Origin of the sequence: Arthrobacter sp. PsM3 (genome assembly GCF_030433895.1) — a bacterium.
Taxonomy (GTDB): domain Bacteria; phylum Actinomycetota; class Actinomycetes; order Actinomycetales; family Micrococcaceae; genus Arthrobacter.
Map to the genome: position 1 here is coordinate 21104 of NZ_JARUXE010000041.1, position 13999 is coordinate 35102.

The 13999-nt window shown below is 62.4% G+C and carries 14 protein-coding genes; 8 read left to right on the forward strand and 6 right to left on the reverse strand.

Annotated features, from left to right (window positions below; all coding sequences use genetic code 11):
- Nucleotides 1-33: 33 nt before the first annotated feature.
- Nucleotides 34-1179 carry a caspase family protein gene (locus tag QCD75_RS18095; RefSeq protein ID WP_301230799.1) on the forward strand — a complete coding sequence of 382 codons (1146 nt, stop codon included), beginning with the start codon at nucleotides 34-36 and terminating at the stop codon, nucleotides 1177-1179.
- A gap of 970 nt (nucleotides 1180-2149) precedes the next feature.
- Complete coding sequence (locus QCD75_RS18100) at nucleotides 2150-2791, forward strand: AfsR/SARP family transcriptional regulator (RefSeq protein WP_301230800.1); 642 nt, start codon at nucleotides 2150-2152, stop codon at nucleotides 2789-2791.
- A gap of 439 nt (nucleotides 2792-3230) precedes the next feature.
- Here QCD75_RS18100 and QCD75_RS18105 read toward each other — a convergent pair whose 3' ends face one another.
- Both QCD75_RS18105 and QCD75_RS18110 read right to left on the reverse strand, forming a co-directional pair.
- Entirely contained in the window at nucleotides 3231-3527 is a 297-nt protein-coding gene (locus QCD75_RS18105) for a hypothetical protein (RefSeq protein WP_301230801.1), read from the reverse strand.
- 446 nt (nucleotides 3528-3973) lie between these two features.
- Nucleotides 3974-4414: a S1C family serine protease gene (locus tag QCD75_RS18110; RefSeq protein ID WP_301230803.1), complete on the reverse strand. Its 441-nt coding sequence runs from the start codon at nucleotides 4412-4414 to the stop codon at nucleotides 3974-3976.
- Nucleotides 4415-6238: 1824 nt separating this feature from the next.
- Here QCD75_RS18110 and QCD75_RS18115 point away from each other — a divergent pair.
- The 6 genes from QCD75_RS18115 to QCD75_RS18145 all read left to right on the forward strand — a co-directional run bounded on the left by QCD75_RS18115 (nucleotide 6239) and on the right by QCD75_RS18145 (nucleotide 10459).
- Nucleotides 6239-6913, forward strand: a complete 675-nt coding sequence (locus tag QCD75_RS18115; RefSeq protein ID WP_301230804.1) for a hypothetical protein — start codon at nucleotides 6239-6241, stop codon at nucleotides 6911-6913.
- Nucleotides 6914-6922: 9 nt separating this feature from the next.
- Entirely contained in the window at nucleotides 6923-7237 is a 315-nt protein-coding gene (locus tag QCD75_RS18120; protein ID WP_301230806.1) for a hypothetical protein, read from the forward strand.
- Nucleotides 7238-7841: 604 nt separating this feature from the next.
- A complete protein-coding gene (locus QCD75_RS18125) occupies nucleotides 7842-8312 on the forward strand; it encodes a recombinase family protein (protein WP_441005516.1) in 471 nt (156 codons plus the stop codon).
- Between the two features lie 439 nt (nucleotides 8313-8751).
- On the forward strand, nucleotides 8752-9441 hold the full coding sequence (locus QCD75_RS18135) for a hypothetical protein (RefSeq protein ID WP_301230807.1): 690 nt from the start codon (nucleotides 8752-8754) through the stop codon (nucleotides 9439-9441).
- Between the two features lie 50 nt (nucleotides 9442-9491).
- A complete protein-coding gene (locus QCD75_RS18140) occupies nucleotides 9492-10121 on the forward strand; it encodes a DUF2306 domain-containing protein (protein WP_301230808.1) in 630 nt (209 codons plus the stop codon).
- On the forward strand, nucleotides 10118-10459 hold the full coding sequence (locus QCD75_RS18145) for a hypothetical protein (protein ID WP_301230809.1): 342 nt from the start codon (nucleotides 10118-10120) through the stop codon (nucleotides 10457-10459). The genes QCD75_RS18140 and QCD75_RS18145 overlap by 4 nt, the downstream gene beginning before the upstream one ends.
- 108 nt (nucleotides 10460-10567) lie before the next feature.
- Here the strand turns inward: QCD75_RS18145 and QCD75_RS18150 are convergent, their stop codons facing one another.
- From QCD75_RS18150 to QCD75_RS18165, 4 genes are all read right to left on the reverse strand, one after another.
- Complete coding sequence (locus tag QCD75_RS18150; RefSeq protein ID WP_301230810.1) at nucleotides 10568-10807, reverse strand: hypothetical protein; 240 nt, start codon at nucleotides 10805-10807, stop codon at nucleotides 10568-10570.
- 1004 nt (nucleotides 10808-11811) lie between these two features.
- Complete coding sequence (locus QCD75_RS18155; RefSeq protein WP_301230814.1) at nucleotides 11812-12360, reverse strand: alpha/beta fold hydrolase; 549 nt, start codon at nucleotides 12358-12360, stop codon at nucleotides 11812-11814.
- A gap of 412 nt (nucleotides 12361-12772) precedes the next feature.
- Nucleotides 12773-13432, reverse strand: a complete 660-nt coding sequence (locus QCD75_RS18160; RefSeq protein ID WP_301230811.1) for a dihydrofolate reductase family protein — start codon at nucleotides 13430-13432, stop codon at nucleotides 12773-12775.
- 199 nt (nucleotides 13433-13631) lie between these two features.
- Nucleotides 13632-13999, reverse strand: a 368-nt coding sequence (locus QCD75_RS18165) for a lytic transglycosylase domain-containing protein (RefSeq protein WP_301230812.1), incomplete at its 5' end; no start/stop codon positions are given.

Below are 13999 nucleotides of genomic sequence, written 5' to 3' on the forward strand. Positions count from 1 at the left end.
GGAACCGCTGCATAGCAAGAAAGGACAAGGACAATGACAGGATACTCGCTGCACATCGGGCTGAATGGAGTAGATCCGAACGCCTACAACGGCTGGGACGGGGCCCTCAGCGGCTGTGTCAATGATGCCAATTCCATGATGCAACTCGCTTCCGCACAGGGTTTTACCCCCACACAGCTGCTCGACTACCAGGCCACTTCGCAGGCGATCATCGGCGAAATCAGCCTGCTGGCACAGCAGGCTGTTGCCGGAGACATCTGTCTGATCACTTACTCCGGCCACGGCGGCCAGGTGGACGACAACAACGGTGACGAGACCGACGCCCAGGACGAAACCTGGGTAGCCTACGACCGGCAGATTGTGGATGATGAGCTATACCAGATGTGGTCGCAATTCGCCGCCGGAGTGCGCATTCTGGTCTGCGCAGACAGCTGCCACAGCGGCACGTCCGTGCGACAGATGATTAACCAGGGCTGCCGCAAAGGATTGCTCGAACAGGCGAGGTCACTGCCCAAGGATGCCGGGCAGAAGATCAAAGTCACCGAAGGCGCGCCCAAGGCCATGCCGCTCACCGTGCAAGGCCACGACAACGACAACCGCCGCGGGACCTACCAGTTTGTTCAAGCCCTCAGCGGAGCCAAGTCGGACGCCAGCATACCGGCAAGCGTCATACTGATTGCCGGCTGCCAAGATTCACAGCTCTCCTACGACGGCGCAGTCAATGGCCAATTCACCGGCGCCCTGCTGCAAGCATGGGGCAGCGGCTCGTTCCAAGGCGACTACACCGCATTTCACAAGGCGATCCTCAACGGCATGCCGCCGGACCAAGTCCCGAACCTCTACACCACGGGCAGTTTCAACCCCGCCTTTATGGCCCAACGCCCGTTCACCCTCCCGGCCCCCGCCGGGGGCTCGGCCAACGGCAGCACGCCCACCAGCCCGTCTGGCGGAAGCTCCGGCGGTCCGGCAGCGCCGGTGACGCGACCCCAGATCCGGCGCGGTTCGACAGGCGCGCACGTAACGTATCTCCAGCAACAGCTGGCCGCCCTCGGCTACCGCCTTAGTGTCGATGGCATTTTTGGTCCCGGAACGGAAGCGGCTGTCCGCTCCTTCCAGCGCACGAATGGACTGACCGCAGACGGGATCGTCGGTCCCCAAACGTGGGCCGCAGTTGGCTGACACGCTTCAGAGCACGCGCTGCCAGCGAATGGGGCGCGGGCCCTTATTCGAATTACTTCGGCATTCTCGAGGGCTCTCGCGATACATGCGTCGGAATATCACCAGCGTTCCTCGTCTTGGAACGTAGATACTGCCGCGCCACGCCATCTATTCAGTCAAATTCCGCTGGAGCGGCTTCGCAGCTAGCCCGGCCCGGAAACAGCCACCTAGCAAAGCATGGGCAACCTTGACCAATCCTTCCTAAAAGCCCTGCGCCTCCTGATTCGTCTGCGGCAAGATCAACCAACCTTCACTTTCTGGTCGCACTGATTCGCAAAACCAGGGATGCATGACTTGTCGGCCAGCACCTCCTGACTCGCAAAAAATGCAGCCGATCGGTGGGCTTTGAAGACTTAGCGAGGAAGGGCGTGGCCGCATTGAGAAGGGACCCCAATATAGCAGGGGCGTCCGATGGTGCTAGCACTGGGGCGGAGATGGCTTCTTTGGGCACCCTCGTTATCCGCACTCGGGCCGAGCAAGACACGCCGCGCGGCTTTTGCGCACGGATGTCGATGCGCCTGGATCCCCACGATGAGCCCAACATTGATGCAACTGCCGATCCGGATGAAATGCTGGACATTGTCCGCCCGCTGGCTTTCTGCCCAGACCCGGCAGGACTAGGAGCGCAAGGAATCGTTAACAAAGAATACCAATCCTGGTGGTCGACAAATGATAGCAGAGGCTCAATTTGAAGTAGCCAGTTTCAAATTTTGTTTGCCATATAAGCAACGGACAATTCTCCGGATAAAACGTTGGAGGGAGATTAGGGAAAAGCTCATTGACAATGCCCAACAACATGAGGATGCTCATGTCTTGCACGCTTCAAATAGTCAGACCGAGCCGGAATCAGGTTTCGATGGGCAACAACGCCAGCGGACGAATGAATTTGGACCTGCTCAGGTCCTGGCAAATACGTGGAGACTGTGGGGCTGTGCATGTTGCAGCACGCCAACAACGCCTGATTGCCGCTTTGGCGCTGCGTGGACCCAGGCTCCGCAGCTACCTCGTTGGCATGTTGTGGCCCGAGTATCCCGACGCGCGGGCGCTGGAAAGCCTGCGGGTCAGTGTACACATAGTGTCCCGGCAGCTCCCGGGCCTTCTCGTCAACGATGGCCCAATGCTTTCCCTCAGCGACGACGTGGACGTTGATCTGTACCGGGTCAGGGCTGAGCTTCGGGAACTGGCTGCCGGGGCGCGGCAGAACGGCATCTCGCCACTCCTCAACTTGCGCGATGCGGAATTGCTGCCAGGCTGGTACGAGGACTGGGTGATATTTGAACAAAACCGGCTGCTGCAGGATCGGCTGCGGGCATTCACTAACCTTTCGGAGACCTCCCTCTCCAGCGGCGATTACGCGATCGCGGCTGAAGCGGCGGAGGCTGCCTTGGAAATTGAGCCGCTTTACGAGAGCGCCGTCAGGCTTCTCATTCGGGCCGACCTCAATCTTGGAAACATAGCCGCCGCCCTTCGCACCTTCGAGAAGTATCAAGGCAAGCTCCAGCACGACCTGGGTTTACTGCCCTCTGGGCACGTTGAGAAGCTCATAGCCAATGCTCGCGGGCACCAAATATAGGTTCCACGGGAACATCTTCTTCCCGCCCCCTGATGAACCGGCAAGTCCTCGTCAACTGAACCGCAGAGCACTTTGGTGTTCGATCCTGTTGCGACACTCTCCTGGATCCCAGCATCCTCGTGGTCAAGGGCGGCGATGAGGGCTTTGGTGACCTTTTCTCTCCCGGGCGTTTGGCCAGCACCCCCATCGCCCTCCACGGGCCCTGATCTCGATCTTGCCGCACCGGGCCATGTGGTGCCTGGACGCCACCTCTGGGGCCTCATCGAGACCGGCACAGGCAATGTTGTCCTCGGCGGCCACCTATGCCGTGGAGCAACCGGGTCGGCCGAGCCGATCTCGAAGTAGTTCACCTTGGCGTCGATGGCCGTCCCCTCCACATCGACCACAAGCGCACGACAGGCAGCCCTTCAGATTCCTTGGCGGCGCCCTCCCCGCATCGCTAGGGCATGATCTTGTACAGGTCGATAACGGTCTCTTCGGGCGGTGCCGCGAATCCACCCTCGATGCCCTGTTGCATCCGGGGAAGGAGGATGCCGTCGCGGAATTTCTCCCAGCTCTCCTTCGATTCGTGGACGGCCATGATGGTCCAGCCACCGGCGGAGGAGCCTCCGGCATGGAAGATCTGTCCGTCGGGCAGGCGCCCCTCCCCCGGGTGAACAGCGGCAATTGAGGCTTCGTACTGGTCCTTCGTGCCTCCCGCGAAGAAATGCACGATTCCGTAGGGCGTGCCTTCCATATCTACTCCTTGGCCGGTCTGTATGTGTCGGACATGCCAACCAATAGTCCCCGTCATTCCGGATGTCAACCAGTTTGCGCATGGCCCCAAAATCGCCGGCATTGTGGGAGGCTCAAGGTTCATCGTGCGGCAGCGGGCTGGAGCGCATCGCGGAGTCCCGCATGGAAGGACTCAGCCCCATCGCCGCCTGCCATGGGCCGGAGCTCGCACGAGGCGCGGCCCGCGGCACGGCCGTCGCGGGCGTTTTCGATCGTACGCCCCGGGGCGTCGGGTCTAAAACCGGCTCCGAAGACTCAAGGCTGCTGTACCTCATCACGACGGTCTGCAGCATCCAATCCAACACCGGTCAAACCGCCCATGTCGACTCGGTTGTCTACGCCCTGCCGCCCTGCGCAGGAAACCTCACAACCGTCCTCGGCCTTACCTTTGGCTGCCCGGCAGAGGCGTCAGCCCGCGGTGGCCGCCCCCAGGGTGGCGTCAGTGCTTTGCTGCTGGCCGCCGAGGACGAAGGTGACCTTTACGCTGGCCCCGGCGGCCTGTTCGCGTGCTGCCGCAGATAGCTCGGAAGCATCCGTCATACTCCGGCCCCCCAGTTCGGTGATCACGTCGCTGGCCTTGATACCGGCTTCGTCCGCCGCCCCGCCCTGCGTCACAGCCGCAACCTCAGCCCCTGCCGTGAATCCTGAAGAGGTTCCCGAGGCCCTGTCACAGACCGAGAGGCCGAGTTGACCGTGCGTGGCCGGACCCACGGCGATGATTTCCCTGGCGACACGTTTCGCGTCGTTGATCGGGATGGAGAAGCCGACGCCGATGTTCCCTGACTGGGCCGTTGAGGAGGACGTGGAGTCGGCCGAGGCGATAGCCACGTTGACTCCGATGTCTGGCACTGATGGTAACCACACTGGGCGAGGCCTTCTGCGCGGCCGCCGTCACAGCGTTGACGCCGTCGGGATTATTGATGATCACCGGCGTGTACTGGGCCGTTTGAGGAGCTCCGTGACCCCGGGGCCACGGAGCTCCAAATCGACGCCGCCCCGGCAGCCGCTCCCCCGCCGAGCAAGCCCGCCAACGCCAGTGAGGCAATAAACACTCCGGCACCAGCGCGTTTGTTGCTCTTCGGGCTGGATGCGGCCGATGTTTCCCCCTGCCACGCCACCTGCCGTGCGGGGCCCGACGGTGGCAGGCGGCTCGCCGGGGCCATCCCGCCACCGGGACCTGCGTTATCGCGGTATGTGGAAGATTTCATGCTCATTCATCGGTCATCCTGATCTCGTGGCTACTGCCTGTCCTGACCTCCGGCTGACCCCGCCGTCAAACGTTTCTCGAGGACTTCGAAACCGTACCCCATTCCTCAAACCGGCCCCGGCGGCGCGGTTCTTTCTCACAAACGCAGGGTCCCGAGAATGATCACGTCAGCCAGGACTCTTGTGCGGCCGGCGGGCCGGGACGCGCGCCACGCTCACCAGCATCGCGACTAGACCGCAGGTTGCCACAAACCCTCTGAATCCCCACCACGGCCACGGGTCGCGTGTCTGGCAGCAAGAACAAGTGATTTGCCCATAACTCAGGTGCCACCGACGATCTACGCTCCGTCGTCGTTGCTGCTGCTGCTGCTGCTGCTGGCGGAGTATATGAAGCTGCGGCCGAAGGAAGCCCGGGCATTCTCACAACAGGTATGACCGCGCCGCGCCCCACCCGAGAGGAACAAGCACACGCAGAAAACGAGATCACCATTGCGCGTGACTATGACCGAGCCTCCCCTGCTTTGGGTGCCTTTCATTCCAAGTAGATTCGCTCAGCACCCCGGACCGCTTCAGCGTCGTAGGGACGATCTTGCCGGGTATCTGTGACGGTCCAGCCACGGTTCCGGCAGTAGCCCATCAAACGATCCTGGGCAGCATTCTCAATCGCTCTGCAGCCCTTGGTCCACAGCACCTGGTAGATCGCCCTCCTCGGGTAGGTCCGCGTCCACCGCGCCGGCAGTCTCAGGGGCCGCGCGATGCAGGATTGAGTTCCTGCTGCCGGGCGGGTATTAGACCTGCGTTCCGATCCGTACTTTGTGAAGGGGATGTCCGTCTGCCATGATGCGGCCGACGAGAGCCTTCTCTGGTCTCCCGGCGTCGGTACCTGTCAAGATGTCATGATCCGGGTCATCGCTGGTGGCAGTCGTCCGGTCGCTGAGCCTGGCGTTGATATCCAGAAGTCGGGTATCGCCGCCCGATGTCATTGAACCGCGGACGACGGCGAGTGGTTGTGAATTTGGGCAATGAATGGCGGTCTTTTCGCAGCGCTAGATGTCGCTTTGCTGACTCTCAATTATTGGGCTGGGTAGGACGTTGCCCGCGCTGGCCATCGCGTCAGCTGTCTGGTTCTGCGGGCGGGTCGAAGGTGCTGGGGTTATGGGGGTGGAAACCACCCACTGATATTCTCGTGGCCCGGGCTAACCGCTGGCCGATGGTTGATGCGTTAAGAGGTGCCCGGGGTTGAGTCTTGAACTATGAAGCCCCTGTGCGCCTGCTGACAGGACTTTGAGCCCTAGCCTCGGCGTATCGATCAGGCGATCCTCTTATAGGAACGCAGTGCCCTTCGGAACGAGTGGCATGGTCGCCTAATGATCTGGGTCCAACAGCCTCCGACTGTGCCTTGTGCGGTTATTTCCATCCCCAGTTCACCTTTCACAGGCGAAATTCCAGACCGATGTGGAGCCTCAGATGGCAATTCCGATCCAATCCACAATTACCCACCATCGTGCTTTGCCGGTTGCCTGGCTGACCCGGACGGCCGTGGTCCTGTTCATCACAGCCCTGACCGCGGCGTTGCTGCCGTGGGGTGCTTCGCCAGCGGGGCCAGCGATCTGGGCCACCGTCGTCGTCGGCGGTTTTGTTCTCAGCGCCGCCACAGCGATCGCAGCCGAGGCGCGAAAGCATCGCGTAGTCCGGACGCGGCTTGGCTACTGGGCTCTGGCGTTCCTCATCCTTGCGGCCGCGATTATGACTGCTGCCTCGGCAGGCATCTCGGCGGGCATGCAGGTGCCCGTCACTCCCGACGTGTTCATCTCAGCCGGTACCACTGCGCTCATTGCGGCGGCCGTGCTGGGCATTCTCGCGGCGTTCCTGGCTGATGGAGCCACGATTCGCTTCCTGCCGACAACTGCGGCAGGGTGGTGGGCCGCGGCCTTCCTGGCGGTCGGCCTGGTTCTCGGGTTCAGCCCGTGGGCCGTCCTGACACCGGCGGCGGTGATGGCCGGACCAGCCCTGGCGCTGGCGGCAATTATCAGTTATCGGGACCGCTCGGTGCTGTCGGCCATCGCACTGGTCGCCGGCCCGGCGCAGCTGGCCTTCTTTGATCTCGCCTTTTTAATCAGTCTTTCTACACCCCACCCCTAGGCGGAAGACATGTCCCTGGCAGTCACACCACGATCAGCCTCCGGGCGCTGGAGCCTGCTCTTCGCTGCCATCACTGTGGTGGCAACCCTCATCGCGTGGATCACGCTTCTGCCGATGATGAAATATCCATCCTACTCATGGGTGTGGAACTCCCTTGGGCAGGCATGTATTGGACCCGCAGCCGCCGCAACTGCCCTCGGGTTGGTCAGCATTATACACCACAAAGAACGCTCCGTGCTGACCTGGGCCACCACCTTGGCCGCCCTCGCGGCGGCGGTGGCGGCGGGCATGATGATGGTTACCGCTGTCGCTGAGTACCAGTAGGCCGCATGGCGTCCACTGGTGCATTCAAGCAAGGCACCATTGATACACCCTGGGTCCGTGTTTGGTGGTTCCGGGATCATGGGAACTGTATCGACTACTGCGGCGAGTGGCCTGGCGCCCAGCTGTCAGGCTGACCCCACGGCATGGTCACGGAGATCCCACCGAAAACCGACACTTGGGACGTGTGGCGGGTCCCTAAACCCTGTGCCCGGCTGGGGAAGCTGTACAGATCGTGGGGGCCCGTGTCCAGGAGCGAAGGTGCCTGCACTTCTCCTCGCGATGAGGCCGCGGGTTGCTGCAGCGTGAGGAACGGTGCTGCGCGTCCTCGTGGTCGAGTCGGTTGAGAAGAGCCAATGACCACCCTGAACACAGCCGCAGCGACTTCAGGTGCCGCCGTCTTGGAAAGCAACAGTTTTTCGAGACACGGACGTCGTGCCTTAGAGGGTCTAAGGAATCGGCGTCGTACAGGGCCGGCCCGTGTCTTGGAAAGTTGTCTCACCGCAAGTTGTCTTAGGTGGGTGCTCGGGAGGGGTTTCTGAGGCACAATTGCCGGGCGAGACATCTTGGGTAGACGCGTGTGAGTACGTCGGGCCAGGACGCCAAGTTGCAGCTCGACGCGCATGTCGATGCCGGGGTGCAGAAGCGTGATGTTTTCGCTGACGTCACGTCCGGAAGCAAGGCAGCCATTGAGCGGCCCGGGATGAAGAAGCTCCTCGCGTATGTGGAGCCGGGTGACACGGTCGTCGTGTGGCGGGTGGACCGGCTCGGCCGGTGCCTGATCGATGTGTTGAACACGGTGAACCTGCTGCGGGAACGCGGCGTGTACCTGAGGTCCATTTCGGACGGGATCGACCCCACAACAACGTCGGGCCGCCTGATGCTGAGCATGCTTGCGACTTTGGCCGAGTACGAGCGGGAGCTGATCGTCGAACGCGTGAACGCGGGCATTGCCGCGGCGCGGCAGAGCGGAACCCGGTTCGGTCGGCCACTCACCGATCCCAGCTGCGCAAGAATTTCGCGGGGGCCGGTGTCGTCTTCGCCGAGAACATCATTGCTTATTGCGGATCGGGAGTGACCGCCTGCCACAACCTGCTGGTTCTGGAGCAACTGGGAGTCGGGAAAGGCAGACTGTTCGTCGGCGGCTGGTCCCAGTACGGACACGCCACCGATAGGCCTGTCGAAACTACATAGCCGGGCATCGTCCGTCACGTAGGACTCTCTCCATTACGGTTCCCGTCCGGCCGTTCAGCCAGTGTTGCGACGTTCGTCCGAGCCCGCCGCCCATGAACTGGTTCAGTTTCTCCACCGTCGGGAGTACCGGCTGACGCGTCGACTCAAGCGAAGTTGAGGGGCGGCGGTCAGCCAGGTGCGCGACCGGGGCCTCACATAACGGGCAAAGCCAAATCTCACCCTGTCACTCACATCATGGGGTGATGCCTGCGCACCCAGCCCTTCCCTAGGTTTGAATCATCCCGCAACGCCCTGATGCGGAAACCCACACCCAGGAGTCGAAGATGTCCATCACCACCACCAACCTCACCCGGGTGGCCGGCTTGTCCGCCGTCGCGGCAGGCCTACTGTTCATCGGCGTCCAAATCAACCACCCCCAACTCGATGCCGAGTTCGCCACCACCACCGAGTACACGGTCCGCCAAAGCTTGAAGGTGCTCATGGCCGTGTTGTCGCTGGCTGGCATCACCGGGATGTACCTGCGCCAGGTGAAGGAAGCCGGGCTGTTGGGCCTGATCGGGTACCTCGTGTTCGGCACCGGTTACCTCATCATGACGAGCGTTGAAATGATCGGGGCCGTTGTATTTTCGACTCTTTCCCACACTGCACCCGGATACGTCAACGACGTCTTTGCCGTGTTTACTGGCGGGCAAGCCAGCGGTGACATCGGCCTGATGCAAGTCCTTAACCTCGCGTCCGCGGCCACATTCCTGGGCGGCGGACTCCTGTTCGGGATCGCGCTCTTCCGCGCCAAAGTCCTCGCCCGCTGGGCCGCCGTGCTGCTCGCCGCAGGTTCCGTGGCGACTCTGGCCATCCCCTTGCTGCCGCAGCTCAATCAAAGGCTGTTCGCCATACCCACAGGCGTCGCAATGGTGGGCCTGGGATACTCGTTGTGGCGGGACCAGCGCGCCGGGGCGAGTCGATCCCTGCCCCAAAACGCAAGCCGCCCGCTCAACCCGGCCGGCGCCAAGTGACCATCTACAAGGCAGCGCGGCCCGCCCGGTCGATGCGATCGACCGGGTGGGTGCCGTTCGCACTGGTCGCCCTCGTCCTGTTCCCCGCCGCTGCGGGCTCATTACGGCTTATCGAGCTCGCCGGCGGACCGTCGCTCATCCCGGAGAACACCCGCATGACGGCCTCACCCGTGCCCGTGGTCGTGCACGTCGTCAGCGCGATCCCTTACGCAGTCCTGGGCGCCTTCCAGTTCTCGCACCGATTCCGACGCCGTTGGCCCGCCTCGCACCGTGCGGCCGGACGCGTCCTCGTGGTCCTGGGATTGGCCGTTGCGTTCTCCGCACTGTGGATGACGCAGTTTTACCCCCGGCAGCCCGGCACCGGGGAGCTCGCCTACATCTTCCGCCTGGCGTTTGGTTCTGGCATGGCGGCCAGCATCATCCTCGGCTTCGCGGCGATCCGCCGCGCCGACGTCGGACTTCACCGGGCCTGGATGACACGTGCCTACGCACTGGCTCTCGGCGCCGGCACCCAAGTCTTCACCCAAGGCATCGGGAATGCCGTCTTCGGCGTCAGCGAACTCACCACCGACCTCATGCTGGGGGCCGGATGGGCCCTGAACCTCATTGCAGCGGAGCTCATTATTCGCGGCGGCGGCAACCGAACAGTCAGGACACCGGGCAAGGCCCGGCCCTCATGACTGGTTCCCATGTACCCTTCGGCTACCGGCTTCGAGTCAAGGGGCACCTCGACGACCACTGGTCAGCGTGGTTCGGAGACCTCGCCCTGGCCCGCGAAAGCGACGGCACGACAAGCCTCAGCGGCCCCGTCCCCGACCAAGCTGCCCTGCACGGGCTGCTCACAAAGATCCGCGACCTCGGCATCCTCCTGATTTCCGTGGAACCCACCGACGAAATGGACCAAATCGGGAGCGCCGCCGGTGGAGCCCTTACCCGGCAAGGCGAACCCATTAGCCAAGCCCGGGCTGGCAGCGATCATCAGGCACCGCCGGAGGGAACCTGGGCAGTCTGCAAATGATGCTGAGCGCCGGAACCGGTCGCTCTCGCGTTGATAAGCATGAGGACCAACACAAGAGCGAGGCGCTGGGTTTGCGGCAGGAGACTTGCACGACTTCTGGAGCAGCTATCAGAACTTCTTGAGCGAACGGTCTACCTGAATCTCTGCTGCCGTACTCTCAGTCAGAATCACAGTGTAGGTTTCTGAGTCATCGCCTGACAGAACGATCCTGAAGAAACTGTCACTACTGAGAAGGGTCTTCTTGGTGATGATTCCTGAAGAAACAATCAAGAAGTAATCCACTTCATCGCTTGGGCTGCTGAAGTTTTCAGAGGCTGCCGCAAGCATGGCTACAGCAGCGCGGTCCATGACATGATTCATGGTCAACGCATCAGTTCCGTAAGTGCCGTGACCTTTTCTGTAAACCCTTCTGAGATTTTTTTCGCGCGTAGTTGGTTTGTGATACGTACATTGTGGAGCCTTCCGTGGATGAAGCTTTAATTCTGATTGGGCCTTAGATGTTCAGCCTACGATTCACAGGATGCATTCCCTGAGGCTGGGCGTCTGGACAGTTGCTTGTGCGTAGAGGAACGCGATGATGTCATCGGGGACGAAAAGATCACGGAGATCGCCTCGCCGTACGGGAATGCCCCAGCAGCTCCAGGGCCGGCTTGGAGTCCGGTAGCCCTGCCAGGGAACCAGCGCCGTCCCGCAGGACCGGATGCGGGTTCAGGGTCGACTGCAGGCCCCGTCGGATGGCGGTTGGTTCCCCGGCGCGGATACCGCCCTGTTCTGAGATGGCTGTGTAGACACGGTATGGAGTGGGATTGTTGGCGTTGCGGCTGGCCGGCCGGCGACGCTGTCGCCCTGCAAAAGGCCGGCGGCCACGTCCATTAGGTACACGCTTTTTCATATGTATCCCTTCAGCACGTCGGTCAGCGTGAAGTGGACGGCCGCCGCGGCCGCACACATGCTCTTCTGCCACCCACTCCCCCACGCCGGCCCCTTGCTGCCGCCGCCTGAGAGGCCAATATGCCGATACGCCAATATCCGCTGGCGCGCTACTACGCCAAGGCGGCAACCGTGGAACGTACTTCACCGAATTCCCGAGGTCATCGGCCGGGCGGGACTGCTTGACGAATTCGAGTATGGCCAAGAAGTCGCCAACGATCATCGAGACTAGTTGCGGCAAATCCAGGCCGCCGGTAAAGACGCTGTCCGTGGGCACCTGGACCATGGCTCACAACAGAGATTGCCCCGCTCATCCCGGTAAACAAGGCACCGGGCCCTTACCGGTGGCCGCCAGAATGCTAGGAGGCGGCCGCCAGACAAGCAGGCCCCTCAGTCTGTGCGGAATCCTGTGAAGAATTCGATCACGGCCGGAGGGACCCGTGGTGGGAACTCCTCGAAGAATCCGTGCCTGCTCCCGGGATAGACCTGCAGCTGCGCACCCGGAATCCGGTCAGTAAGAAGACGGGCGTTCTCCACCGGGGTGTAGAACAGATTGTGCAGGACGTCGAGCCGGTCAGTCGCAGTAGCTCGGGCAAGTCATCGCTGACTTCCCGGGAGCGAGCGACGGTATTAGGCCCGCCGGGGGTGGTGCACGCCAGGACCAGGGCTTTCACCCGATCCGGGTGACGTACCACGAGCATCTGGACCACGCGGCCGCCCATCGACGTTCCATAAACGAAAGCATCAGCGATCCCGGCACTATCCAAAATGTCAGCAGCGTCGGCTGCGAAACTCTCCATACTCCAGGAACCGACGGGTCCGCGGCTTGCTCCGGTTCCCCGGTAATCCATCGTGATGGTCTGGAATTCAGATTCGAACCCTTCACGAAGCCCATCCCACCAGACATGAGAGTTTGCCTGTCCCTGCAACAGGAGAAGGCCAGGCGCGCCAGTAACGCCGCCTATCTGCACGGCCAAGGAAAAACCAGCGCGGACCTGACAAACGGACTCTGCAAACAATTCTCGAATTCCCTCTGACAAAGCCGACCACGATGGGTTCCATCAGAGCACAAATCAAGATGGGGAAGCACGGCTCATAGAAGAAAGCACTTACTCCGTTCCCTTAAGCCGGGACGGGTCAGACTCAGTCCACAGTCCAAGGTGCAGGCCAGCGCCATGCGCATACCCGGGCGGAACCCGAACTGTCCCCGACGGACATCGGCTTGCGGGAATGGACCGACCGTCCCGCCCAACAAGCGATGCTGGGGTCTTTGTCAGAGCTTGCTGACGCTGGTAACCCCAGGAGTACTGGCTCAAACACTCCGTCCTCTCGAGCCCTAGGGAAAAATGCCATAGATGCGGGCGGCGTCGCTCCCGTGTCGGCCTACCGGGCCGTGCGACGGGTGAAGACCAGATGGAGAACCCCGGATGGAGAAGGGGTCGCTTCGATGTCAAAGCGTTGTTCGAGTCCTTCTAGTCCGTCCCAGAGCCGTTCGCCCCGGCCCAGGACGATCGGCACGAGGACGATGTGCATGTGGTCGATCAGATCGGCCTCGAGGAACTGTCGGACCGTGCTGACGCCGCCACCGATCCGGACATCGAGGTCACCGGCCAGGGCGCGGGCCTGCTTGAGCGCGGAGACGGGGTCGGCGTCAACGAAATGGAAGGTTGTTCGGCCTTCCATCTTCAGTACCGGCCGGGGGTGGTGTGTCAGAACAACGACAGGGGTGTGGAAGACCGGGTTATCGCCCCACCATCCCTTCCACTCCTCGTCCTCCCAGGGACCGCGTTGAGGGCCGAACTTGTTGCGCCCCATGATCTCCACGCCGATCCCGGGCCCCCACAGGCTGGCGAACGCCTCGTCGACGCCGAAGGATCCCTCCGACTCCCCGTGGATGCCCATCTCGCGGAAGGTGCGCGTCTCGAAGGCCCACTCCATCAGCCGTGAGCCTGCGTGACCGAACGGAGCGTTGAGTTGCTGGCCCTCGCCGGTGCCGAAGCCGTCGAGGGAGACCGAGAAGTTATGCACGCGGACGAGGGACATGTCATCTCCTGAAGTGCTTGCCGTTCGCACTCACTTTAGGGTGATCGAACCCAACGACTCAAGACCGGCGATGGGAGAATATAGCCGCGATGCGCCCGCAATCGCGCAGCGGACGCACCATCGATGCGGCGCCCGGGATCCCCGGCGCCGTCTGGGCGCTGCTGGTGCTGCGCGAGGTGATCTGCGGCAACCGGCGCCACTAAAGGGAAGTGCCGGCCACATCCGAGGAAGGCACCGCCTCCTGAATCCTGGCCGGCGGCTTGAAGGACCTCGTGGATTCACCGGGCCCCCTGGCGGCGGTTGAGAGGTCACGGCCGTGGGCGCACAGATAGGTCGCCGCGCTGAGGGCAGCGTCGTCGATATTGAACGGGTCCGCCGTTCCGTCGCCGTTTCCGTCCCGCCCCGCAAGGTTCCAGGTGGAGGGAATGAACTGCATGGGTCCGACGGCGTGGTCCCAGCGGGCATCGCCGTCCAGGACACCCGCGTCCGTGTCGGCGATGGCAGCCAATCCCGCGCCGTTGAGGCTCGGGCCCACAATGGGGCCGCTCGACTGCCCTGCGGTGTTGA

Bases quoted from the DNA above. Each gene is read 5' to 3' on its own strand.
- QCD75_RS18095 (WP_301230799.1), top strand. From the start codon at position 34: ATGACAGGATACTCGCTGCACATCGGGCTGAATGGAGTAGATCCGAAC.
- QCD75_RS18105 (WP_301230801.1), bottom strand. From the start codon at position 3,527: ATGGAAGGCACGCCCTACGGAATCGTGCATTTCTTCGCGGGAGGCACG.
- QCD75_RS18115 (WP_301230804.1), top strand. From the start codon at position 6,239: ATGGCAATTCCGATCCAATCCACAATTACCCACCATCGTGCTTTGCCG.
- QCD75_RS18120 (WP_301230806.1), top strand. From the start codon at position 6,923: ATGTCCCTGGCAGTCACACCACGATCAGCCTCCGGGCGCTGGAGCCTG.
- QCD75_RS18135 (WP_301230807.1), top strand. From the start codon at position 8,752: ATGTCCATCACCACCACCAACCTCACCCGGGTGGCCGGCTTGTCCGCC.
- QCD75_RS18145 (WP_301230809.1), top strand. From the start codon at position 10,118: ATGACTGGTTCCCATGTACCCTTCGGCTACCGGCTTCGAGTCAAGGGG.
- QCD75_RS18150 (WP_301230810.1), bottom strand. From the start codon at position 10,807: ATGGACCGCGCTGCTGTAGCCATGCTTGCGGCAGCCTCTGAAAACTTC.
- QCD75_RS18160 (WP_301230811.1), bottom strand. From the start codon at position 13,432: ATGTCCCTCGTCCGCGTGCATAACTTCTCGGTCTCCCTCGACGGCTTC.